The sequence below is a fragment of the Streptomyces sp. GDS52 genome (assembly GCF_052246875.1).
Classification (GTDB): domain Bacteria; phylum Actinomycetota; class Actinomycetes; order Streptomycetales; family Streptomycetaceae; genus Streptomyces; species Streptomyces cathayae.
This window is the reverse complement of sequence record NZ_CM125966.1, coordinates 5,018,905-5,039,802: the sequence shown is the minus strand read 5'-3', so window position 1 is coordinate 5,039,802 and position 20,898 is coordinate 5,018,905. Positions and strand designations below refer to the sequence as shown.

Annotated in this window: 22 protein-coding genes and 1 pseudogene; 10 read left to right on the top strand and 13 right to left on the bottom strand. The window is 70.0% G+C overall.

Annotated features, from left to right (window positions below):
• Positions 1 to 79: 79 nt before the first annotated feature.
• A complete protein-coding gene (gene dusB / locus ACTWJ9_RS22965; protein WP_387041518.1) occupies positions 80 to 1,285 on the bottom strand; it encodes a tRNA dihydrouridine synthase DusB in 1,206 nt (401 codons plus the stop codon).
• 79 nt (positions 1,286 to 1,364) lie between these two features.
• Here dusB and ACTWJ9_RS22960 point away from each other — a divergent pair, with 79 nt between their 5' ends.
• Both ACTWJ9_RS22960 and ACTWJ9_RS22955 read left to right on the top strand, forming a co-directional pair.
• The gene (locus tag ACTWJ9_RS22960) at positions 1,365 to 2,810 is read left to right on the top strand and encodes an MFS transporter (protein ID WP_387041520.1); all 1,446 of its coding nucleotides are present in this window, start codon (positions 1,365 to 1,367) and stop codon (positions 2,808 to 2,810) included.
• A gap of 78 nt (positions 2,811 to 2,888) precedes the next feature.
• Complete coding sequence (locus tag ACTWJ9_RS22955; RefSeq protein ID WP_279336152.1) at positions 2,889 to 3,095, top strand: hypothetical protein; 207 nt, start codon at positions 2,889 to 2,891, stop codon at positions 3,093 to 3,095.
• A 65-nt stretch (positions 3,096 to 3,160) separates the two neighbouring features.
• Here ACTWJ9_RS22955 and ACTWJ9_RS22950 read toward each other — a convergent pair whose 3' ends face one another.
• Positions 3,161 to 4,543 (bottom strand): glycine--tRNA ligase, encoded by a 1,383-nt coding sequence (locus tag ACTWJ9_RS22950; RefSeq protein ID WP_279336151.1) that lies wholly within the window; start codon positions 4,541 to 4,543, stop codon positions 3,161 to 3,163.
• A 160-nt stretch (positions 4,544 to 4,703) separates the two neighbouring features.
• On the opposite strand from ACTWJ9_RS22950, the gene ACTWJ9_RS22945 reads away from it, so the two are divergent.
• From ACTWJ9_RS22945 to ACTWJ9_RS22930, 4 genes are all read left to right on the top strand, one after another.
• Positions 4,704 to 5,687 (top strand): metal ABC transporter substrate-binding protein, encoded by a 984-nt coding sequence (locus ACTWJ9_RS22945; RefSeq protein WP_443294707.1) that lies wholly within the window; start codon positions 4,704 to 4,706, stop codon positions 5,685 to 5,687.
• 43 nt (positions 5,688 to 5,730) lie between these two features.
• Positions 5,731 to 6,501: a metal ABC transporter ATP-binding protein gene (locus ACTWJ9_RS22940; protein WP_279336149.1), complete on the top strand. Its 771-nt coding sequence runs from the start codon at positions 5,731 to 5,733 to the stop codon at positions 6,499 to 6,501.
• A 154-nt stretch (positions 6,502 to 6,655) separates the two neighbouring features.
• Positions 6,656 to 7,558 (top strand): metal ABC transporter permease, encoded by a 903-nt coding sequence (locus ACTWJ9_RS22935; RefSeq protein WP_384213315.1) that lies wholly within the window; start codon positions 6,656 to 6,658, stop codon positions 7,556 to 7,558.
• A gap of 71 nt (positions 7,559 to 7,629) precedes the next feature.
• Positions 7,630 to 8,052: a Fur family transcriptional regulator gene (locus ACTWJ9_RS22930; protein ID WP_279336147.1), complete on the top strand. Its 423-nt coding sequence runs from the start codon at positions 7,630 to 7,632 to the stop codon at positions 8,050 to 8,052.
• Between the two features lie 76 nt (positions 8,053 to 8,128).
• On the opposite strand, the gene ACTWJ9_RS22925 is transcribed toward ACTWJ9_RS22930, so the two are convergent.
• The 4 genes from ACTWJ9_RS22925 to ACTWJ9_RS22910 all read right to left on the bottom strand — a co-directional run bounded on the left by ACTWJ9_RS22925 (position 8,129) and on the right by ACTWJ9_RS22910 (position 10,267).
• Positions 8,129 to 8,977, bottom strand: coding sequence for an isoprenyl transferase (locus tag ACTWJ9_RS22925; RefSeq protein ID WP_387037021.1), 849 nt, complete (start codon positions 8,975 to 8,977; stop codon positions 8,129 to 8,131).
• A 46-nt stretch (positions 8,978 to 9,023) separates the two neighbouring features.
• Positions 9,024 to 9,770, bottom strand: coding sequence for a DNA repair protein RecO (recO, locus tag ACTWJ9_RS22920; RefSeq protein ID WP_279336145.1), 747 nt, complete (start codon positions 9,768 to 9,770; stop codon positions 9,024 to 9,026).
• 66 nt (positions 9,771 to 9,836) lie between these two features.
• Complete coding sequence (locus ACTWJ9_RS22915) at positions 9,837 to 10,052, bottom strand: hypothetical protein (RefSeq protein ID WP_279336144.1); 216 nt, start codon at positions 10,050 to 10,052, stop codon at positions 9,837 to 9,839.
• The gene (locus ACTWJ9_RS22910) at positions 10,049 to 10,267 is read right to left on the bottom strand and encodes a hypothetical protein (protein ID WP_279338059.1); all 219 of its coding nucleotides are present in this window, start codon (positions 10,265 to 10,267) and stop codon (positions 10,049 to 10,051) included. The genes ACTWJ9_RS22915 and ACTWJ9_RS22910 overlap by 4 nt, the downstream gene beginning before the upstream one ends.
• Before the next feature lie 126 nt (positions 10,268 to 10,393).
• Here ACTWJ9_RS22910 and ACTWJ9_RS22905 point away from each other — a divergent pair, with 126 nt between their 5' ends.
• Positions 10,394 to 11,227 (top strand): helix-turn-helix domain-containing protein, encoded by an 834-nt coding sequence (locus ACTWJ9_RS22905; protein WP_279336143.1) that lies wholly within the window; start codon positions 10,394 to 10,396, stop codon positions 11,225 to 11,227.
• Complete coding sequence (locus ACTWJ9_RS22900) at positions 11,209 to 11,463, top strand: DUF397 domain-containing protein (RefSeq protein ID WP_387037024.1); 255 nt, start codon at positions 11,209 to 11,211, stop codon at positions 11,461 to 11,463. Before ACTWJ9_RS22905 ends, ACTWJ9_RS22900 begins: the two co-directional genes overlap by 19 nt.
• A gap of 131 nt (positions 11,464 to 11,594) precedes the next feature.
• Here ACTWJ9_RS22900 and ACTWJ9_RS22895 read toward each other — a convergent pair whose 3' ends face one another.
• From ACTWJ9_RS22895 to ACTWJ9_RS22885, 3 genes are all read right to left on the bottom strand, one after another.
• Positions 11,595 to 13,064 carry a glycosyltransferase family 39 protein gene (locus ACTWJ9_RS22895; RefSeq protein ID WP_279336141.1) on the bottom strand — a complete coding sequence of 490 codons (1,470 nt, stop codon included), beginning with the start codon at positions 13,062 to 13,064 and terminating at the stop codon, positions 11,595 to 11,597.
• A 315-nt stretch (positions 13,065 to 13,379) separates the two neighbouring features.
• Positions 13,380 to 13,568 carry a hypothetical protein gene (locus tag ACTWJ9_RS22890; RefSeq protein ID WP_443294706.1) on the bottom strand — a complete coding sequence of 63 codons (189 nt, stop codon included), beginning with the start codon at positions 13,566 to 13,568 and terminating at the stop codon, positions 13,380 to 13,382.
• Positions 13,569 to 13,579: 11 nt separating this feature from the next.
• Positions 13,580 to 14,173, bottom strand: a complete 594-nt coding sequence (locus tag ACTWJ9_RS22885; protein ID WP_279336139.1) for an ArsR/SmtB family transcription factor — start codon at positions 14,171 to 14,173, stop codon at positions 13,580 to 13,582.
• A gap of 369 nt (positions 14,174 to 14,542) precedes the next feature.
• Here ACTWJ9_RS22885 and ACTWJ9_RS22880 point away from each other — a divergent pair, with 369 nt between their 5' ends.
• Entirely contained in the window at positions 14,543 to 14,830 is a 288-nt protein-coding gene (locus tag ACTWJ9_RS22880) for a hypothetical protein (protein ID WP_279336138.1), read from the top strand.
• Between the two features lie 150 nt (positions 14,831 to 14,980).
• Here the strand turns inward: ACTWJ9_RS22880 and ACTWJ9_RS22875 are convergent.
• Positions 14,981 to 15,431, bottom strand: a pseudogene (locus tag ACTWJ9_RS22875) (MMPL family transporter); the annotation flags it as partial.
• A 258-nt stretch (positions 15,432 to 15,689) separates the two neighbouring features.
• Between ACTWJ9_RS22875 and ACTWJ9_RS22870 the strand changes: the two are divergent.
• Positions 15,690 to 16,919 (top strand): GNAT family N-acetyltransferase, encoded by a 1,230-nt coding sequence (locus tag ACTWJ9_RS22870; RefSeq protein WP_279336137.1) that lies wholly within the window; start codon positions 15,690 to 15,692, stop codon positions 16,917 to 16,919.
• Here ACTWJ9_RS22870 and ACTWJ9_RS22865 read toward each other — a convergent pair.
• From ACTWJ9_RS22865 to leuA, 3 genes are all read right to left on the bottom strand, one after another.
• Positions 16,909 to 17,886, bottom strand: coding sequence for an FAD-dependent oxidoreductase (locus ACTWJ9_RS22865; protein WP_443294705.1), 978 nt, complete (start codon positions 17,884 to 17,886; stop codon positions 16,909 to 16,911). The two genes, ACTWJ9_RS22870 and ACTWJ9_RS22865, sit on opposite strands and share 11 nt — an antisense overlap.
• Before the next feature lie 89 nt (positions 17,887 to 17,975).
• Entirely contained in the window at positions 17,976 to 18,674 is a 699-nt protein-coding gene (locus ACTWJ9_RS22860) for a TerB family tellurite resistance protein (RefSeq protein ID WP_279336135.1), read from the bottom strand.
• Between the two features lie 184 nt (positions 18,675 to 18,858).
• Positions 18,859 to 20,580, bottom strand: a complete 1,722-nt coding sequence (gene leuA, locus ACTWJ9_RS22855; RefSeq protein ID WP_279336134.1) for a 2-isopropylmalate synthase — start codon at positions 20,578 to 20,580, stop codon at positions 18,859 to 18,861.
• Between the last annotated feature and the right edge of the window lie 318 nt (positions 20,581 to 20,898).

The following is a 20,898-nucleotide window of genomic DNA, read 5'->3' as shown; positions in this document are numbered from 1 at the left end:
TTCGGACACACCCGTACGGCTCTGTTCCCCCGGGGAGCAGAGCCGTACGGCTTCCGAAGCCGCCCGCGGGCGGCGCCGGTCAGCCGCCGGACGTGTCGAGTTCGGCGTCCGCGCCGAGGTCCGCGCAGTCGTACGGGTCCTTCAGCCAGCCGTCCGGCAGCGCCACCCGGTTGTTGCCGGACGTACGGCCGCGGGGACCGTCCGCGCCGGCCGGCCAGGGCTGGTCCAGGTCCAGCTCGTCCAGCCCGGCCCGCAGCGCCTCGAGGGACGAGGTGATCGCGAGCCGCTTGCGCATCTCCGAGCCGACCGCGAAGCCCTTCAGGTACCAGGCGACGTGCTTGCGGAAGTCGATCACCCCGCGCGACTCGTCCCCGATCCACTCCCCGAGCAGGGTCGCGTGCCGGACCATGACGTCGGCGACCACGCGCAGCGTGGGCCTGCGGAAGTCGTCCCGGCCCTCGAAGGCCGCGACCAGGTCGGCGAAGAGCCACGGCCGGCCCAGGCAGCCGCGCCCCACCACGACCCCGTCGCAGCCCGTCTCGCGCACCATGCGCAGCGCGTCGTCGGCGGACCAGATGTCGCCGTTGCCGAGCACGGGGATCTCCGGCACGTGCTCCTTCAGCCGGGCGATGGCCTCCCAGTCGGCGGTGCCGCCGTAGTGCTGGGCGGCGGTGCGGCCGTGCAGGGCGACGGCGCTCACGCCCTCCTCGACGGCGATGCGGCCGGCGTCCAGATAGGTCAGGTGGTCGTCGTCGATGCCCTTGCGCATCTTCATCGTGACCGGCAGGTCCCCGGCGCCGCTCACCGCCTCCCGCAGGATGGAGCGCAGCAGGTTCCGCTTGTAGGGCAGGGCCGAGCCGCCGCCCTTGCGGGTCACCTTCGGCACCGGGCAGCCGAAGTTGAGGTCGATGTGGTCGGCGAGGTCCTCTTCCGCGATCATGCGGACGGCCTTGCCGACGGTCGCCGGGTCGACGCCGTACAGCTGGATCGAACGCGGCGTCTCGCTCGCGTCGAACCTGATCAGCTGCATGGTCTTCTCGTTGCGTTCGACCAGCGCCCGGGTGGTGATCATCTCGCTGACGAACAGCCCCTTGCCCCCGCTGAACTCCCGGCACAGGGTGCGGAAGGGCGCGTTGGTGATCCCGGCCATGGGAGCCAGCACGACGGGCGGCCGGACCGCGTAGGGGCCGACCGTCAGGTCCGAGTGGTCCGAGTGGTCCGGCCGGTTCGACGGGGACTGAGCCGGGGTGGGCGTGGGCGTGGGCATTCCCCCATTGTCCCGCATCCGGAGAGCCGCCCGGGACGACACATGTGCAGCGACCATTAGTTAACCGCACTATTGAACCGCGCGTACGATGGACCCCATGCCCGAGCTCAGCCCGCGCCGACGCCTCCTCGTGCTCGCGATCTGCTGCATGAGCCTGCTCATCGTGAGCCTGGACAACACGGTGCTGAACGTCGCCCTGCCGTCCCTCCAGCGGGACCTGCACGCGAGCACCGCGGGCCTCCAGTGGACCATCGACGCGTACACCCTCGTGCTCGCCTCGCTGCTGATGCTGGCGGGCTCCACGGCCGACCGGATCGGCCGCAAGCGGGTCTTCATGGCGGGGCTGGTCGTCTTCACCCTCGGCTCGGTACTGTGCTCGCTCGCCCCGAGCCTGGAGGCGCTGGTCGTCTTCCGCATGGTGCAGGCGGTGGGCGGTTCGATGCTCAACCCGGTCGCCATGTCGATCATCACCAACACCTTCACCGACCCCCGTGAACGCGCCCGCGCGATCGGCGCCTGGGGCGCGGTCGTCGGCCTCTCGATGGCGGCGGGCCCCCTGATCGGGGGGCTGCTGGTGGACTCCGTCGGCTGGCGCTCCATCTTCTGGATCAACCTGCCGGTCGGTCTCGCCGCCCTCGTCCTCACCCTGCGCTTCGTCCCGGAGTCCCGCGCCCCCGAGGCCCGCCGCGCCGACCCGGTCGGCCAGCTGCTGGTCATCGTCCTGTTCGGCTCCCTGACGTACGCCATCATCGAGGCACCGCACGTGGCGCTCTCCGCCACCGCCCCCTTCGCCCTCCTCGCGCTGGCGGCCCTGACCGCCCTGCTGATCTACGAGTCCCGCCGCCACGAACCCCTGATCGACCTGCGCTTCTTCCGTTCGGCACCGTTCAGCGGGGCCACCGTGATCGCGGTGAGCGCGTTCGCCGCGCTCGGCGGGTTCCTGTTCCTCTCCACGCTCTACCTGCAGAACGTACGGGGCCTGAGCGCCCTGGACGCCGGTCTGTGGATGCTTCCCATGGCCGTCCCGACCTTCCTGTGCGCCCCGCTCTCCGGCCGTCTGGTCGGCAGCCGGGGCCCCAGGGTGCCGCTGCTGGTCGCGGGCGGCGCGCTGACGGTGAGCGGCCTGCTCTTCGCCCTCTTCGAGGCCGAGACGTCCGACGTCACGCTGTTCACCGGGTACGTCCTGTTCGGCGTCGGCTTCGGCTTCGTCAACGCCCCCATCACCAACACCGCCGTCTCCGGCATGCCCCGCGCCCAGGCCGGGGTGGCCGCGGCGGTGGCCTCCACCAGCCGGCAGCTGGGCCAGGCGCTCGGGGTCGCGGTGGTGGGCGCGGTGCTGGCGGCGGGGGTGGGCTCCTCGTCGTACGCGGAGAGCTTCGTGCCGGCGGCGCGGCCCGGCTGGTGGATCCTCACCGCGTGCGGGCTCGCGGTGCTGGTGGTGGGTGCGGTGACCTCCGGGCGCTGGGCCCGCGCCACCGCGCTGCGGACGGCCGAGCGGCTGGAGTCGGCGGAGATCCGCGAGGCGGCCGGCGTGGAGGCGTAGCCGCACCCGGCCGGCCCTTCACCGCATTCACCCGCCCTCGATCCCTGTTGATGTTGCTCTTGCTGCACACTCTGCGTCATGCCACAGATCGACACCAGCAAGGTCAGCCGTTGGGACCAGCACGGCCGGGAACACGTCGTACGGATACGGCGCACCGGGGTGCAGCGCACGATCAACTGCGAGACGTGCGACTGGCGCAGACGCGCCCAGTTCCTCCCCTGGCTGAAGGCGGAGGAACACCTGGCCCAGGCCCACCAGGCGACGGTGGACCCCACGAGAACGTGAACCGCCCCGGGCGGCGCGGGAGGCGCTGCCCGGGGCGGGTTCTACGGAGTCGAGCTGCTACGACGTCAGCAGCCGATCAGGCGGCTCGCCAGGTAGCCCTCGATCTGGTCGAGGGAGACCCGCTCCTGCTTCATGGTGTCGCGCTCGCGCACCGTCACCGCGTTGTCGTCCAGGGTGTCGAAGTCGACCGTGACGCAGAACGGCGTACCGATCTCGTCCTGGCGGCGGTAGCGGCGGCCGATGGCACCGGCGTCGTCGAACTCGATGTTCCAGTTCTGCCGCAGCGCCTGGGCGAGGCCCTTGGCCTTCGGCGAGAGCTCCGGGTTGCGGGAGAGCGGGAGCACCGCGACCTTCACCGGGGCCAGGCGCGGGTCGAGGCGCAGCACCGTGCGCTTCTCCAGCTTGCCCTTGGCGTTGGGCGCCTCGTCCTCGACGTAGGCGTCGATCAGGAAGGCGAGCATCGCCCGGCCGAGACCGGCCGCCGGCTCGATGACGTACGGCGTCCAGCGCTCGCCGGCCTCCTGGTCGAAGTAGGAGAGGTCCTGGCCGGAGGCCTTGGAGTGGGCGCCGAGGTCGTAGTCGGTGCGGTTGGCGACGCCCTCGAGCTCACCCCACTCGCTGCCGCCGAACTGGAAGCGGTACTCGATGTCGGCGGTGCGCTTGGAGTAGTGGGAGAGCTTCTCCTGCGGGTGCTCGTACCACCGCATGTTCTCCTCGCGCATGCCGAGGCCGGTGTACCAGTTCCAGCGCTGCTCCATCCAGTATTCCTGCCACTGCTCGTCCTCGCCCGGCTTGACGAAGAACTCCATCTCCATCTGCTCGAACTCGCGGGTGCGGAAGATGAAGTTGCCGGGCGTGATCTCGTTGCGGAAGGACTTGCCGATCTGGGCGATGCCGAACGGCGGCTTGCGGCGCGAAGTGGTCTGCACCTGGGCGAAGTTGGTGAAGATGCCCTGGGCGGTCTCGGGGCGCAGGTAGGCGACGGAGCCGGAGTCCTGGGTCGGGCCGAGGTGGGTGGAGAGCAGACCCGAGAACTGCTTGGGCTCGGTGAACTGGCCCTTGTTGCCGCAGTTGGGGCAGTTGATGTCGGCGAGGCCGTTCTCCGGGGCGCGGCCCTTCTTCTCCTCGTACGCCTCTTCCAGGTGGTCCGCGCGGAACCGCTTGTGACAGGCGGTGCACTCGGTGAGCGGGTCCGAGAAGGTGGCGACGTGACCGGAGGCCACCCACACCTCGGGGGCCAGGATCACCGACGAGTCGATGCCGACCACGTCCTCACGCGAAGTCACCATGTAGCGCCACCACTGGCGCTTGAGGTTCTCCTTGAGCTCGACACCCAGCGGCCCGTAGTCCCAGGCGGCACGCTGGCCGCCGTAGATCTCACTGCAGGGGAATACGAAGCCTCGGCGCTTGCTCAGGCTGACGATGGTGTCGATCTTGTCGGCGGCCACAGTGCTCTCTTCATTACGACGACGGGCGACGAAGCGAGGATGCTTCCAGCGAAGCCCTCAGGCTACCGGCGGGCCCTGCCCCTGGACCAATTAGGGCCTGCCACGGGCCTCTCGCCCAGCTTGTTGACAACGGTTTCCATGTTTGTTGAAAATGGGAGTCATGAACGTACGACGACGCCTCATACCCGCGGCTGCGGCGACCGCGGTCACCGCAGCCGCCCTCGGCACCCTGTCCGCCTGCTCCCCCGGCAGCAGCGCGGCCGGGGGCGACACCGACCGGTTCGAGGTCGTCGCCTCGTTCTACCCCGTGGCGTTCCTCGCCGAGCAGATCGGCGGCGACCATGTGAACGTCACCAGTCTGACCCAGCCGGGCCAGGAGCCGCACGACCTGGAGATCAGCGCCAAGCAGACCGCGCAGCTCGAGGAGGCCGACGCGGCGCTCTACCTCAAGGGCCTGCAGCCCACCGTCGACGAGGCCATCGGCCAGTCCGACGTGCGGACGAAGATCGACGCGGCCACGCTGACCTCCCTCGACCACGACGCCGGGTCCGGCGGCCACGACGACGAGCACGGGCACGACGAGCCCGGTCACGACGACCACGGGCACGACCACAGCCACGACGGCCAGGACCCCCACGTCTGGCTCGACCCGGTCAAGTACGCCGAGGTCGCCGAGGGCGTCGGCAAGGCCTTCCAGAAGGCCGACCCCGGCCACGCCGCCGCCTACAAGAAGAACACCGAGGCCCTGGTCGGCAAGCTGAACGACCTCGACGCCGAGTTCGAGGCCGGCCTCGAACACCGGAAGACCGACGTCTTCGTCACCACCCACGCCGCCTTCGGCCACCTCGCCGCGCGCTACGGCCTGACCGAGGAGGCCATCAACGGCCTCTCCCCCGAGGCCGAGCCCAGCGCGGCGCGCGTGAAGCAGCTCACCGAGACCGCCAAGGCCGACGGGGTGACCACCGTCTTCTACGAGACGCTGACCAGCGACCGGGCGGCGAAGACCGTCGCCCGCGACGCCGGACTCAGGACCGACGTCCTCGACCCGCTCGAGGGCATCACCGACAAGTCCCGCGGCGACGACTACTTCCAGGTCATGGAATCCAACCTGCAGGCCCTGCAGACGGCGCTGGGCACCGAGTGACCCACTTCGACCACCGGGAGGACACCGGCATGAGGACGGCAGCATGAGCACCGAGCCCGTCATATCCCTGCGCGGTGTCCACGCCGAGCTCGGCTCGCGCCCCGTGCTGCGCGGCATCGACCTCACCGTGCACCGCGGCGAGGTGGTCGCCCTGCTCGGCGCCAACGGCTCCGGCAAGTCGACGGCCGTGCGCAGCGTCATCGGCCAGGTGCCGGTCGTCGCCGGCGAGGTCGAGCTGTTCGGCACCCCGCGGCGCCGGTTCCGCGACTGGGCGCGCGTGGGATACGTACCGCAGCGCACCACGGCCGCGAGCGGTGTGCCCGCCACGCTGACCGAGGTCGTCTCCTCCGGCCGGCTCTCCCGCACCCGCTTCGGCGTGTTCCGCAAGGCCGACCGCGAGGCCGTGCACCGCGCCCTGGACCTGGTCGGCATGGCCGACCGGGCGAAGGACTCGGTGGACGCCCTCTCCGGCGGCCAGCACCAGCGGGTCCTGATCGCCCGCGCGCTCGCCGCCGAGCCCGAGCTGCTGATCCTGGACGAACCGATGGCGGGCGTCGACCTGGGCAGCCAGGAAGTGCTCGCCAGGACGCTGCGCGAGCAGGTCGCCAAGGGCACCACCGTCCTGCTCGTCCTGCACGAGCTGGGCCCGCTGGAACCCCTGATCGACCGGGCGGTCGTGCTGCGCGACGGCTGCGTCGTGCACGACGGCCCGCCCCCGAAGGCGGTCGGCCAGCACGCCCTGCCCGGCCACGACCACGTACACCCGCACGCACCCGCGGGCGTCGAACCGATCCGCACGGGACTGCTGAGCTGATCCGTGACTCCGCTCCCCCTCCCGGAGGAAGGGTGCTTCCAACCCGAGGGTTGCGGTCCAGCCCGAACCGATCCCTTGCGGGACACCGGAAACGTACATCAGGGATTCGATTCCCCCACCCTCCGAAGCCGGTGGTTCCCTCGAAAGAGGTCCGATGGAAATCCTGAACTACGCCTTCATGCAGCGGGCGCTGCTGGCGGCCGTCCTGGTCGGCATCACCGCCCCCGCGGTCGGCATCTACCTCGTACAGCGCCGCCAGGCCCTCATGGGCGACGGCATCGGACACGTCGCGATGACCGGTGTCGGCCTCGGCTTCCTGCTCTCCTGGTCACCGGTGTGGATGGCCGCCCTGGTCTCCGTCCTCGGCGCCGTCCTCATGGAACTGATCCGCTGGTACGGCAGGACCCGCGGCGACATCGCCCTCGCCATGCTCTTCTACGGAGGCATGGCGGGCGGTGTCATGTTCATCAACCTCGCCCCGACCGGCTCCAACGCGAACCTCACCTCGTACCTCTTCGGCTCCCTGTCGACGGTCTCCGAGTCCGACGTCACGGCCATCTGCCTGCTGGCCGCCTTCGTGGTGCTGGTCACCCTCGGTCTGCGCCGCCAACTGTTCGCGGTCAGCCAGGACGAGGAGTTCGCGCGGGTCACGGGCCTTCCGGTGCGGTTCCTGAACCTGCTCACCGCCGTCACGGCGGCGCTCACCGTCACCGTCGCGATGCGCGTGGTCGGCCTGCTGCTGGTGAGCGCGCTGATGGTGGTGCCGGTCGCCGCCGCCCAGGCGCTCAGCCGCAGCTTCGCCGCCACCTTCGCCATCGCCGTCGCCATCGGCGTGGCCGTGTCCATCGGCGGCACGGTCACCTCGTACTACCAGGACGTGCCGCCCGGCGCGACGATCGTGCTGCTGACGATCGCCGCGTTCCTCGTGCTGACCGCGCTGGCCACCCCGCTGGCCCGCCGCCGCGCCCGCGTCCTGGCCGCCGCACAGCCCGCCCCGGAGCCCGCGGAATGCGCGGTCCCGGCAGGCCGGACCCCCACCGGCCGGGCCGGCGCCTGACTGCTCCCGGCCCCGATCTTCCCCGGACTGGCACAATGGCCGCGGCAGACTCGGACGTGAGGAGGAAACCGGTGACCACCGCTGGACCGCCCGTGAAGGGCCGCGCCACCAGGCAGCGGGCCGCTGTGGCGGCTGCGCTCCAGGATGTCGACGAGTTCCGCAGTGCGCAGGAACTGCACGACATGCTCAAGCACAAGGGCGACTCGGTGGGGCTCACCACGGTGTACCGCACCTTGCAGTCCCTCGCCGAGGCCGGCGAGGTCGACGTGTTGCGGACCGCCGAAGGGGAGTCCGTCTACCGCCGCTGTTCCACCGGCGAGCACCACCACCACCTGGTCTGCCGCACCTGCGGCAAGGCGGTCGAGGTCGAGGGCCCGGTCGTGGAGACCTGGGCGGAGGCCGTCGCCGCCGAACACGGCTTCGTCAACGTGGCCCACACGGTGGAGATCTTCGGCACCTGCGCGGAGTGCGCGGCGGCCGGCCGCGACGACTGAGGTCGCGGGCGCAGGACACGGCGAAGGGCGCGGAGATCGTCTCCGCGCCCTTCGCCGTGTCCTGCGCCCGTCCCCGTTACTGCTGGCTTTCCTCCGGCTGCCGGCCCTCCATGGCCAGCAGCTCCTCGTTCGGGATCGCCCCGCCGAAGCGCCGGTCGCGGGAGGCGAACTCCAGGCACGCCCGCCACAGGTCCCGGCGGTCGAAGTCCGGCCACAGGACGTCCTGGAAGACCATCTCCGCGTAGGCGCTCTGCCACAGCAGGTAGTTGGACGTACGCTGCTCACCGCTCGGCCGCAGGAACAGGTCCACGTCCGGCATGTCCGGGTAGTACAGGTAGCTCTGCAGGGTCTTCTCGGTGATCTTTCCCGGGTCGAGGCGTCCGGCCTTCACGTCCTCGGCCATGGCCTGCGCCGCGTCCGCGATCTCGGCGCGGCCGCCGTAGTTCATGCAGAAGTAGAGCGTGAGCCGGTCGTTGTCCTTGGTCTGCTCCTGGGCGATCTGGAGCTCCTTGGCCACCGACTTCCACAGCTTGGGCATCCGGCCCACCCAGCGCACCCGGATCCCGAGGGCGTCGAGCTCGTCGCGGGACTTGCGGATGAAGTCCCGGTTGAAGTTCATCAGGAAGCGCACCTCGTCCGGCGAGCGCTTCCAGTTCTCGGTGGAGAAGGCGTACAACGAGATGGCGCCCACGCCCATCTCTATCCCGCCCTGGAGCACGTCCAGCACCCGCTCGGCGCCGACCTTGTGCCCCTCGGTGCGCGGCAGGCCCCGTTCCTTGGCCCAGCGGCCGTTGCCGTCCATGACGATCGCCACGTGCTTGGGGACCAGCTCGCCGGGGAACCTCGGGGGCCGCGCGCCGGAGGGGTGCGGTTCCGGCGTCTTGTACTCCCGGCGCTGACGTCCCAGGAACCCGCGTACGGCCATGTGCTTCCTCGTCTCCCTCTGGCTGGTGCTGCTCTGTGGGTGCTGGTTACTTCTCGACGTACCGCAGTGAGCGCAGCCCGCGCTCGAGGTGCCAGTGCAGGTAGGCGGAGACCAGCCCGCTCCCCTCCCGGACGTGCCGCTCCTCGCACGCGTCCGCGGTCTCCCAGTCCCCCGTCAGCAGCGCGCCGAGCAGTTCCAGGGCCTCCGGCGAGGGTACGACGCTGCCGGGCACCCGGCAGTCGACGCAGACGGAACCGCCGGAGGCGACCGAGAAGAACCGGTTCGGCCCGGGCATCCCGCACCGCGCGCAGTCCCCGAAGGTCGGGGCGTACCCGTTGACGGCGAGGGAGCGCAGCAGGAACGCGTCGAGGACGAGATGCGGTGCGTGCTCGCCGCGGGCGAGGGTCCTGAGGGCGCCCACGAGCAGCAGGTACTGCTGCACGGCCGGCTCGCCCTCGTTGTCGGTGAACCGCTCGGCGGTCTCGAGCATGGCCGTTCCGGCGGTGTAGCGGGCGTAGTCGGTGACGATCCCGCTGCCGTACGGCGCGATGGTCTCGCTCTGGGTGCACAGCGGGAGCCCGCGCCCGATCAGCTCGCTGCCCTTGGCGAAGAACTGCACGTCCACGTGAGAGAACGGTTCGAGGCGGGCGCCGAACTTGGACTTCGTCCGGCGCACCCCCCTCGCCACGGCGCGTACCCGTCCGTGACCGCGCGTGAGCAGCGTGATGATCCGGTCCGCTTCACCCAGCTTCTGGGTGCGCAGCACGATGCCGTCGTCGCGGAACAGACTCATGCCCCCATTCTCGCGCACGCCCGGGACACCCCATCACCCGCACCGTCCACATCCGTGTCACCCGGCTCACGGCCGCTCTCCCCGGCTGCGCGCGTTGGCGTACGCGGTCGCCGCGCGCAGCCGCTCCGCGGGGGTCGCCCGGCGCAGGGCGACCGGCTCGGCGTCCCACTCCCGGCCGCCGCCGTACGGTCTCAGCTGGACGTAGGGCCCCTCGTGCCCCATCACGATGCCGATCCGCTCGGTCCGGGTGTCCACGACGTACACGCCGACCGGCGGTTTCATCGGGCCGCCGCGGCCATCACGGCCGCGATCCGCCGTGCGGTGTCCACGGAGCACCGCCCCAGGTCGACGAGCGGACAGGGCGCCTCCCGCGCAAGACTCACCGGGTCCAGCCCCAGTGACGGCAGGGTAATTCCGGCCTTCGCGAGTAACGCCCGCAATTCTTTCACCACTTCCTCCGCTTCTTCGACGCAGAGCGCCGAGTGCTGTGCCTTCACCCTGATCCCCTTCTTTTCGGCATTCACGCTTCCGCTCCTTAAGGTGCCCGCCGGAACCTACACTCGGAAGAGGGGTGCGGCCTACAAGTAACGGGCTGCGCAAAGAGCTTGGGAAAGGAGTCAGCAATGGCCAACGGTTCACGCCAGGCGGCATGGGAGTTCTTCGGCACGGAACTGAAGCGGCGCCGGGAGGAAGCGGGGTTCACGCAGGTGGAGCTGGGGGCGCGGGTCTTCGTCTCCGGCGGCTACATCGGCCAATTCGAACAGGCCATCCGAAAACCCCAACTGGACGTGGCCCAACGAATCGACGACACACTGCAAACCGACGGTATTTTCGAGCGACTGTGCAGGAAGCTGATCAACGATCGCCGGTATGCGGACTACTTCGCAGAAGTAGTGGAGCTGGAGAGGCTGGCGACAAAGGTCTGCGAGTTCGCGCCCACACTGGTGCCGGGCCTCCTCCAGACGGCGGCATACGCCCAATCGGTAACCGTGGCAGCCAACCCGTTTGTCACCGATGAGTACGTTGCGGAAAAGGTTACCGCTCGCTTGGAGCGGGCCAGCATCCTCAGGGACGCAACACGCCCCGAGTATTGGGTCGTTCTGCACGAGAACACGCTGCGCATGCCCGTAGGCAGCCGAGCAGCCATGGCTGAACAGTTGGAGCACATCGCGCTGCTGATGCGTGAGCGTCACGCGGTGGTGGCGGTGCTGCCGTACTCGGAAGGAGCCCACCCTTCCATGGGCGGGATGCTTGCGCTCATGGACTTCGACGACGCGCCGCCCATCGCCTATACAGAGACATCGTTTTCGGGAACATTGGTCGATGACCCGGCCGTGGTGAAGCGGGCGCAGCGCGCATACGATCTGCTCAGGGTCGCCGCGTTGTCGCCGGAGGCGTCCCTGGCCCTGGTCGAGTCGGCGGCGGAGGACTTCAGACGATGCGCGAGTACGACCTGAGCAAGGCACGCTGGCGCAAGAGCAGCCACAGCAACGGCGAGGGCGGCAGCTGCGTCGAAGTCGCCGACGGCTTCCCCGGCGTCGTCCCCGTCCGGGACAGCAAGGTGGCCGACGGGCCCGTGCTGGTGGTCGGGGCGGCGGCCTGGTCGGAGTTCATAGGCGCCGCCGGGGACCGATACCACCGCGAGCTCCACTCCACACCCACGACCAGAACGTCTGCACCGCGTTCCCGCTGACGCGTACTCACTGCCACCGCACCACCCACTCACACCCTGGTCGCGGCGACCTTGTCCAGGACCGCCTCGCCGACCGTCGGGACGTCACCCCGTGTCCTCAGAGGCCCGGAAAAAGACGGTGTGGGCAGAGGTCACGACGGGTGGCCGTGCGTGAGCCTCTCGTACACCGTCACTCTCCGGCCGCGGACCTGCTCGTCGGCCACCGTCGTGAAGTACTTCCGCAGCGTGGAGATCTTCGTCTTGTCCCGGACCGAAATGATCGGCTTCGACACCTCCGCCGCGTCGGTGACGAGAACGACGCGCTGCCGGGCGAGTATCTCCGTCCGGATTCGCGCAGGGCACAGCTCCACGCCCTTCAGCGTTCTGGAACGCTCCGGGGTCTCCTCCAGTGCGATGTCCTGAAGACCTGTGAACGCATGCGGGGAGACCATCCTGGTGTCCCGCCGCGCTGCCGGGACGAAGAGCACGGCGTCCTCGGGCTCCTTCAGCCGCTCCACCTGCGCCGCCGCTGCCAGGACGTCGTCCACGCGGCTCTGCGGCGAACGCTTCGCCAACGCCTGTGGCAGCAGAGCGGCCGACACGACGGCGATCACGACGGGAAGGACCCACCGCGACGCGCTCCACGAGCGCCGTGACACCGCCCGCACGAGCGCGCCGAGGACGACACCGGTCATCAGGGCCAGGCCCAGCAGGCTGAACAGGACGTACCGGTCCACGAACAGTGGCTTGAACAGGGAGATCCCGATGAGACCGAGCTGCGGAACCGCAAGCAGTGGCAGCCCGACGGTCGCCGCCGAAAGCCGTCCCGCTCGGGGCCGGTCCACAAGGGTCCCGAGGCCGGCGATCGACAGCAGGATCGCCGGCCCGATCAACATGTGCCAGGTCAGCGGCGGTATCCAGGACACCTGATCGGACTGGGCCCGACTGAAAAGAATCAGCGGTGCGGCGCCCGCCGTTGCGACCGTGGATGACACGGCCCAGTGGGCCCACGTCCCGCGCGCGACACGTGCCCACATCAGAGTCGCCAGGTGCGCGGGCAGAATCAGCAACGAGAGCCAGTTCAGCAGGCCGCACACGAGGATCGTGCAGCCGTAGACAGCCCAGCACGCCCACCGGTCCCGTCGTGCCTGCAGCATCGCCACGAGCAGCAGTGTCGAGAGCCCTGCCCCGGCCGCCACCAGGGCGTACGGACGGCCCTCCTGGAGGTAGAACTGCACGGAGGGGAGCAGCCCGAACACCATGCCTCCGCCCAGGCCCACCGGACTCCCGCCCAGCCGCCGCCCGAGCGCCGCCACACATGCCGCTCCCACCGCGACGGCCAGCACGGAGGGCAGACGTAACACCGTGGTCGACGGACCGAAGCACTCGAACAGCCCATGCATGACCAGGTAGTAGAGACCGTGCACGACGTCGACATGCTCCAGCATGCGCACGATCTCGCCAGTGGACCGGAGGGCGACCTGCCAGGTCGCGGCCTCGTCCCGCCAGACACTGCGCTGCCGCGACAGCCCCCACAGACCGAACGTGACGGTCCAGAGGAACGGAATCAGCCAGACAAGAAGGTGGCAGCGCCAAGGACGGACAGCCGTTAATTTCGTCACTGTTGGTCCGCCCCCGGCCAGTCAATTCCACGCAGTCGTTCGCACAATGCGGTGTTCGGCGTGAATCCGAGTGACGGACAGGCCGGCAGAACTCACATGATCCTACCGGGAAGGCCCACTCCGCACGCCCCGTGTGAGGCTGCTCACGGGAGCCTCCGAAGCATCCGTGCACGATGCGGGGTTGGCGTTGTCGGCGCTGTGAAAGTCCCCTCCGCCCCACCGGACCGACAGCGAGCGGGGCTGACCCGGTCGGTCTCCGGCACTCCAGCAGGATTTCGCTGTCCGAGCCGCGGGTTCCGCTGGGCCGCTGGACCACTAGGGCACGGTGGCCGCCGTCCTGGGGGCGGCGGCGAGCCGCAGGCCCAACTCCACGAGGGTCCAGCCGAGGCGGGCCCGGAGGGCCCGGGGACGTCCGGCGGAGGCGGCGAGACGGTACTCCTCGGCATGCGTGCGGAGTTCGGTGTCGCGGAGACGGTGCAGCGCGAAATGGGTCTCGGAGTGCATCGGGCGGCCTCTCAGTCCGTGCGGGTGGGGATGAGGTGCGTGTGGATACGCACCTGCTCGACGTCCGGGGTGTCCTCGTCGGGGGCCAGAGTCCGGTAGCGCTCCACGAGCTCGTACATCTGGTCCCTGAGTTCGCGGGCGCGTTCGGGGGTGAGGCTCAGCGTCCAGTCACTCATGTCCGAGGAGCGCCTCCACTCCTCGGACCAGTCGTGGCGGGTACCGAGCCAGGTGGCGAGTTCCTGGGTGTGGGTGTTCGCGACCTCGTGCAGGAACAGGTCGGCGGCGCCGCGCACCTCGGGGTCACGGTCCTCGAGCAGCGTTCCGTCGAACAGCACGCCCCGGTGGACCGCCTGCCACCACCGCTCCCGCCCCTTGCCGCGCTCCGGCGCGTCCTCGACGAAGCCGTGCGCTGCGAGCTGACGCAGGTGATAGCTGGTCGCGCCGCTGGACTCCCCCAGTTTCTCGGCCAGTTGCGACGCGGTGGCCGGCCCTCTGCGCCGTAGCGCGTTCAGCAGCCGCATCCGCAGGGGATGCGCGAGCCCGCGCAGCGAGCGGGCGTCGAGATTGTGGAGCTGCGTGTCCTGTGGATCCCGGGAACCGTCCATGACACCGACGGTAGCGCTCCAAAGAACCCGTTGCAACACTTTCTTTGCAACGGTTTCTTTGGATGGTCCGCGCCCTTCCCGATGTCGCTCACGAGGCGCGCGGGTACAACCTGCGAGGATGTGGCGCAGTTGTGCACGAGGGGTTCGATTCATGCGTTTGCGGGTAGGCCCGTCGAGTCGTGCGAATACGACCGCTGTCGTACGCGCCACGGAGCGTCACCTCATCTCCCTTCTCCCACCGGGCTGTTGGTCCGACGTGAGGATGAACTGGCTATGGCTCTGTTGGCGTGACATTTCGGCGGGGGTACCACCGAGGTGGGCTCCGAGACGGTCTCCTGTGAGGTAGACCGACATCCTTTGGAGACCCACGTGACCGCCTCCGCTTACGAGTTCGGCACCGACCACCGTGCCTTCGTCGACCCTTACGCCCTCGACGGGAGCGGCTTCGGTGACTACCAGCTGACGCCACCACGCTCCGGCGAGCGGCTGGACGTCGCCATCGACCCGCAGGACCGGCGCCGGCTGGAGCTGCACGCGGCTCTGACGGCGGCCGGCATCCCGCCGCGGCCCGAGGACCGCGAGGCCATCGACCGGCTCAGCGCCCTGCCCGGCAACATCAACAACACGATCCAGCGCTGGCTGGCCCACGCCCTCTGAGCGACGGTGGCGCCGGTCATGGTGTGCCCGGTGCCACCAGGCCCGACTCGTACGCCACGATGACCAGTTGGGCCCGGTCGCGGGCCGCCAGCTTGCCCATGATCCGGCTGACATGAGTCTTCGCCGTGAGCGGACTCAGCCCGCCACCGCCGCCGTCACCTCCGTCGGCGATCTCGCGCACCTCGTCGACGAAGGCCGCGCGGGCTTCTTCGTCCTGGCCGGGCCCGGTGCTGGAGACCGGGTACATGAGGGTGCTGCCGTCCTCGGAGGGAACGCCCCGCGGCTCGCCCGACAGTTCGTGGACGTCCGCCACCTCGGCGATCTGCTCGGCGGCGGTCCGCCGGTCGGCCGCGGTCAGCCCGCCCTCCCGGTAGTAGACGATCACCAGGTCGGTCGACTCCCCGCCGGGCAACTCGTCCTGGATGCGGGCGACCTGGGTGGAGTCCGCGCTGTCGGGCAGATAGTCGACGGCCCGGTTCTGCTGCACGCCGCCGAACTTCCCGGCCAGCGGCCCGACCAGCACGAGCGCGGCCAGCCACAGCCCGACCACCCCCCAGGGCACGGCGCGCCCCCGTCGTGCCCATGTCCTCGTCTCCCCCATGCGACGAACTCCCTCCACTCGGTCTGCCCGGAACGCTCTCCAGACTCCCGGCGCGAGAGGACCGGCACATCCGGCGCGAGAGCGAGCCGGCCGGTACTGCGGAGGGTGGCGCGGAGGACGGGCTACTCCCCGAGGAGTAACGGGGAGTGCGCCGGGTCAGACTCCGGTGGAAGGCTTGCGCGCGACACGTGCGTGCCGTGACCATGCCTCTGACGCCTCGAAGGCGTTCGAGGCACCAGGCGGGCCGGGGGGAGAAACATGGCGACGCTGTCCACGAGGGCGGCACTCTCGTCCGAGTTACCGGAACTGCATTGCCTGCTGACCGGCTGGACGGAGTCGGAGCCCACGTCGGCGGCCGCACCCACCCGCCAGGTCCTGCACCACGTCCTGGCCCACGGGCGGGTACGGGTGGCCGAGGCCGACGGGGTCCCGGTGGGGTGCGTTGCCGTGGAGACACCCTCCTCGGACCACATACGGTTGCACGTCGTCGCCGTCCGCCCCGATGTGCGGCGGACGGGAATCGGCTCCCGCCTGCTGAGGGAGGTCCTGGACGGACTTCCGGAATCACCGGGCGAACGTCCCACGATTTCGGCCGTCGTCGGCACGGAGGAACTGCGTTCGGCCCGTTTCCTCCTGGCGTGCGGGTTCATAGGGGCCCGGACACTGAGGACGGGTCAGGACGACGGCGTCCGCCTCCTGTTCCAGCACAAGGTGCGGATCGACTACGTCGACCCCGACGCCCGTCACCTGGTGCCGGTCTCCCTGACGGACCAGCTGCTGGAGTCCCTGGAGCCCGCCGACCACGCGGTGACAGGTGTGGTCGCCCTGGCCGAGGGCCCCGCCTTCGAGATCACCCGGTTCGAGCAGGACGACCCCGCGACCCTTCAGTCGGGAGAGGCCGCGGCGGGGATCTCCTTCTCCGGCGCCCTGCTGGCCGCGATCACTTTTCTCCTGGGCATCTCCTTCACCTCTGACCGTTTCCCCGACGATGTACGGCTGATCCTCATCGGCTCGACCTTCAGCACCATGCTGTCCCTGATCGTCTACGCGAGTGCCTCGGGCGAGCTGGCCAGAATCCGCGCCAACTCCTTCGGCCGGATCATGAAATGGGGCAACGTCCTCTCCGAGTACGGCGGTGTGCTGCCGTTCCTGATCACCCTCCCCGTCATCTACGCCGGGGTCGGCGACAACCGGTGGGTCACGTTGGTCCTGGCGTTCACGCTCAGCGTCGCCATCGGCGGTTACGAGTGGTCCGAGTTCTCCATCGCCCATCGCTTCCGGCACACCGGACTCGGTGTCACCCTCATGGCGCTGACCGCCGCCTTTCCGCTCCTCGGGGTGGCCGCGGTGACCACCGGCACCGTCAGCTGGCCGTGGGCCCTCCTCGTGATCGTGACGCTCATGCTGCGTACGTGGCTGTACCTCGCCCGCCACGGCTCCGAGGCCGGTATCGCCCAGCACCGCGGGCAGTGGCAGATCAGGGCGTGAGCCCCAGCGCCAGCCGGGCCTTCTGCGCGGTCTCACGGCCGCACCCCCAGGACAGGGTGAGCCCGCCGCCGCCGTGGCCGTAACTGTGCAGCACCACGGTGTCTTCGCGGAGTTCCTCCGCGAACCTGATCTCGGGCCGGGTCGGCCTCAACCCCACCCTGCACTCGAGCACTCGGGCGTCCGCCAGCCGGGGGTCGACGCGTGAGCAGCGCCGGACGATCAGCCGCGCCGCGTCGCCGTCCGGCTCCGTGTCCCAGCGGCCCGGTTCCGCCGTGCCCCCCAGTACGACGGTGTCCGCGTGGGGATAGACGTAGGTGAGGGGCCCGGCGCCGGGGGTGTCGTCGCAGAAGAACTCCTGGACGCCGGGGTTCTCGACCACGACCAGTTGACCGCGCACCGGTTCGACGGACGGATCCGGTACGAGGGAACGGGCTCCGGCACCCGCGCAGTTGACCACGACCCTGGCCGGTTCCCGCACGGCCTCGTCGAGCGTGTCGTAACGGTGGTGGCGGAACGTCCCGCCCGCGGCTGTGAGGCGCCGCGCGAGGTGGGAGAGATAGCGTGGCATGTCGACGACGGGGGCCCGGTACCGCCAGCCGGTGACGAATCCCGGCCTGAGCTCGTCGGGGGTGCACATCCGAGCGTCGACCAGCGGTGTCCAACCGGGCGGCTCGCACGGGGTCCGGGACTCCTGGGTGCCTTCCACCAGCCGGATTCCGCTGTCGGGGTCGGCGCTCAGCTCGGTCAGCGCCGACAGGGTGGCCCGGCTCCAGCGGTCCACCAGGGCTGCGGGGCGCACCAGGTAGGGATCCCACATGGCCCCGGCCGCGGCCGAGGTGCTCTCGCCCGGTTTCCGCTCGCTGACGACCTGGACGTCGACGCCGCCCTCCGCCAGGCACACGGCCGTCGTCAGTCCGATGACACCCGCGCCGATGACCACCACACGGTCCGTCACTGCATGCCCCATGGAAATCGTCGTTGCACCGGCCACCGGAACGGCTTCGCGTTTCGCCGGAAGAGGATCCCGCTCCCCTCCCCGGAACCCTCTCGTGTCGCCTACGACGGTGTCCGGGCCGCTGTCAGCAGGCGGGTCACGTCGTCCGAGCAGATGGTGAGGGCGGCGCCCACGGTGGCCAGGGTGTCGCGCTCGGCGGGGGTGTAGGGGCCGTCGGCGAGGGCGATGCGGGCACCGCCCAGGAGGATCGACTCGCGGCCCGGGGCGGCGAGGTGCGGGGCCAGCGGGTCGAGGGCCTCGTGGAGCTCTATGGCGAGGCCCGCCGTGCAGGGCTCGCCGGTGAAGCGGCCGGTGTCGGCGGCCAGCGCCTCGACGAGCGCGGCCAGCCGGTGCTCGGTGCAGTCGTCGAAGCCGGCCGTGCGGACGGCGGCCACGGCGGTCTCCAGGGACGCCCGCGAGCAGGTGCCCGCGGTCAGCACCGCGAGGGCGACGGTGTGCACGGCGTCGCGGAGCATCGCGGAGAAGCGGGTGGTGGTGGGGTGGTCCAGGACGTCGGTGCCGAAGTGGCACAGGCAGGCCGCGCACTCGACGACCGGGCCGGCCGTGCCGCGCGGCACCACGGGCACGCCGAGGAGGGTGAAGCGGCGCTGTCCGGTCAGCCGCCGGTAGTTGCGGTCGCCGCCGCAGCCGGGGCAGAAGAACTCCCCGTCGCCGACGGCCCGCCACGCGGTCCGGGTGCCCAGCAGGCGCGAGAGTCTGGTGGCAGCGGCACGGTCGTCGGGTCCCCGTCCTGGCAGCACGTCGCACCTCCACATCGCCCCGGCCTCGTCGCCGCGCTTGCGTGATGTTAGCCACATCGAAGAGTCTTCGTCAGCATCTCGGACGAGACCCTGCCGTGACCTGCGCGGGGATTGGCCGGTAACCGACGGGGTCCCGCCCGCCGGAAACGGCGGGCGGGACCCTCGGACCTCTCGGAGCGGCTGTTCAGCGGGCCGCCCGGTTGACGGCCGAGACGACCGCCTTCAGCGAGGCGCGCGTGGTGTTCGCGTCGATTCCGATCCCCCACAGAACCTTGTCGCCGATGGCGCACTCGATGTAGGAGGCGGCCTGCGCGGAGGCGCCCTCGCTCATCGTGTGCTCCTGGTAGTCGAGCAGCCGTACGTCGACGCCGACGGACTGCAGGGCCTCGAAGAAGGCGGAGATCGGGCCGTTGCCGCTGCCGGTCAGCACGGTGGGCTCACCGTCGACGGTGGCCTCGACGGTGAGCGTGTCGACGCCGTCCCGGTCGGTGGTGGACTGGCCGTTCCTGACCTGGATGCGGCCCCAGGCGTTGTCCGGGTTGGGCAGGTACTCGTCCTGGAAGACCGACCAGATGTCGGCCGGGGTGACCTCGCCGCCCTCGGCGTCCGTCTTGGCCTGGATGATCTTCGAGAACTCGATCTGCATGCGGCGCGGCAGGTCCAGCTTGTGGTCGTTCTTCAGGACGTAGGCGATACCGCCCTTGCCGGACTGCGAGTTCACGCGGATGACGGCCTCGTAGGAGCGGCCGACGTCCTTGGGGTCGATGGGCAGGTACGGCACCGCCCACTCGAGGTCGTCGACGGTGACGCCCTGGGCCTTCGCGTCGGCCTCCATGGCGTCGAAGCCCTTCTTGATGGCGTCCTGGTGGGAGCCGGAGAAGGACGTGTAGACCAGGTCGCCCACGTAGGGGTGGCGCGGGTGGACCTCCATCTGGTTGCAGTACTCCCAGGTGCGACGGATCTCGTCGATGCCGGAGAAGTCGATCTGCGGGTCGACGCCCTGGGAGAACAGGTTCATGCCCAGGGTGACCAGGTCGACGTTGCCGGTGCGCTCGCCCTGCCCGAACAGGCAGCCCTCGACACGGTCGGCGCCGGCCATCAGCGACAGCTCGGCGGCGGCCACGGCCGTGCCGCGGTCGTTGTGCGGGTGGACGGAGAGGCAGACGTACTCGCGGCGGGACAGGTGGCGGCCCATCCACTCGAAGCGGTCGGCGTGGGTGGAGGGAGTGGAGCGCTCGACGGTGGCCGGCAGGTTGAGGATGATCTCGCGGCCGGGCCCGGGCTGGTAGACGTCCATCACCGCCTCGCAGACCTCCAGCGCGAAGTCCAGCTCGGTGTCGGTGAAGATCTCGGGGCTGTACTGGTAGCCGAAGTGCGTTTCGGGGCCCAGCAGTTTCTCCGCGTACTCCACGACCAGGCGGGTGCCGTCGACGGCGATCTGCTTGATGTCGTCCCTGGAGCCGCGGAAGACGACCCGGCGGAAGACCGGCGCGGTGGCGTTGTACAGGTGCACTGTGGCGCGCTTGGCGCCCTTCAGGGACTCGACCGTCCGCTCGATCAGGTCCTCACGGGCCTGGGTCAGTACGGAGATCGTGACGTCCTCGGGGATGGCGTCCGGGTCCTCGATGATGGAGCGCACGAAGTCGAAGTCGGTCTGGCCGGAGGCCGGGAAGCCGACCTCGATCTCCTTGTAGCCCATCGTGACCAGCAGGTCGAACATCGCGCGCTTGCGGGCGGGCGACATGGGGTCGATCAGGGCCTGGTTGCCGTCGCGCAGGTCGGTGGAGAGCCAGCGGGGGGCAGTGGTGATCCGGTTGTCCGGCCACGTCCGGTCGGGGATGTCGACCTGCTCGTAGCGGCCGTACTTGTGGATCGGCATGGAACTGGGCTGCTGGCGGTTGGCCATGGTGCGTGGGCTCCTCGAGGGTCCGCGGTGCTCCGGGACGAAACCGGAAGGGACGGCCGACGGCGCAGCGCCGAACTCCGCGGGGAGGGGGTCGGCCTACTGCAGACCCTCACCGCGGCAGCTAAGGAGAAGCAGCCCGAAACGCATGATGCTGCGCAGCTTAACCGAGACACAGGCCCGTGCGAGCGTCCGTATCAGTATGCGGGACCAGAGGGAGAAACGGGACAAAAAGTGCCGTATACCACTTCAGAGCGCCCGACCACGGGGATCGACCACACTTTTCATCCATCATGGTCACGGATGGTGACAATGGCATCA

Bases quoted from the DNA above. Each gene is read 5' to 3' on its own strand.
- ACTWJ9_RS22865 (WP_443294705.1), bottom strand. From the start codon at position 17,886: ATGGGGCATGCAGTGACGGACCGTGTGGTGGTCATCGGCGCGGGTGTC.
- dusB (WP_387041518.1), bottom strand. From the start codon at position 1,285: ATGCGGGACAATGGGGGAATGCCCACGCCCACGCCCACCCCGGCTCAG.
- recO (WP_279336145.1), bottom strand. From the start codon at position 9,770: ATGAGTCTGTTCCGCGACGACGGCATCGTGCTGCGCACCCAGAAGCTG.
- ACTWJ9_RS22935 (WP_384213315.1), top strand. From the start codon at position 6,656: ATGGAAATCCTGAACTACGCCTTCATGCAGCGGGCGCTGCTGGCGGCC.
- leuA (WP_279336134.1), bottom strand. From the start codon at position 20,580: ATGGCCAACCGCCAGCAGCCCAGTTCCATGCCGATCCACAAGTACGGC.
- ACTWJ9_RS22955 (WP_279336152.1), top strand. From the start codon at position 2,889: ATGCCACAGATCGACACCAGCAAGGTCAGCCGTTGGGACCAGCACGGC.
- ACTWJ9_RS22870 (WP_279336137.1), top strand. From the start codon at position 15,690: ATGGCGACGCTGTCCACGAGGGCGGCACTCTCGTCCGAGTTACCGGAA.
- ACTWJ9_RS22900 (WP_387037024.1), top strand. From the start codon at position 11,209: ATGCGCGAGTACGACCTGAGCAAGGCACGCTGGCGCAAGAGCAGCCAC.
- ACTWJ9_RS22940 (WP_279336149.1), top strand. From the start codon at position 5,731: ATGAGCACCGAGCCCGTCATATCCCTGCGCGGTGTCCACGCCGAGCTC.
- ACTWJ9_RS22925 (WP_387037021.1), bottom strand. From the start codon at position 8,977: ATGGCCGTACGCGGGTTCCTGGGACGTCAGCGCCGGGAGTACAAGACG.
- ACTWJ9_RS22915 (WP_279336144.1), bottom strand. From the start codon at position 10,052: ATGAAACCGCCGGTCGGCGTGTACGTCGTGGACACCCGGACCGAGCGG.
- ACTWJ9_RS22890 (WP_443294706.1), bottom strand. From the start codon at position 13,568: ATGCACTCCGAGACCCATTTCGCGCTGCACCGTCTCCGCGACACCGAA.
- ACTWJ9_RS22885 (WP_279336139.1), bottom strand. From the start codon at position 14,173: ATGGACGGTTCCCGGGATCCACAGGACACGCAGCTCCACAATCTCGAC.
- ACTWJ9_RS22960 (WP_387041520.1), top strand. From the start codon at position 1,365: ATGCCCGAGCTCAGCCCGCGCCGACGCCTCCTCGTGCTCGCGATCTGC.
- ACTWJ9_RS22945 (WP_443294707.1), top strand. From the start codon at position 4,704: ATGAACGTACGACGACGCCTCATACCCGCGGCTGCGGCGACCGCGGTC.
- ACTWJ9_RS22905 (WP_279336143.1), top strand. From the start codon at position 10,394: ATGGCCAACGGTTCACGCCAGGCGGCATGGGAGTTCTTCGGCACGGAA.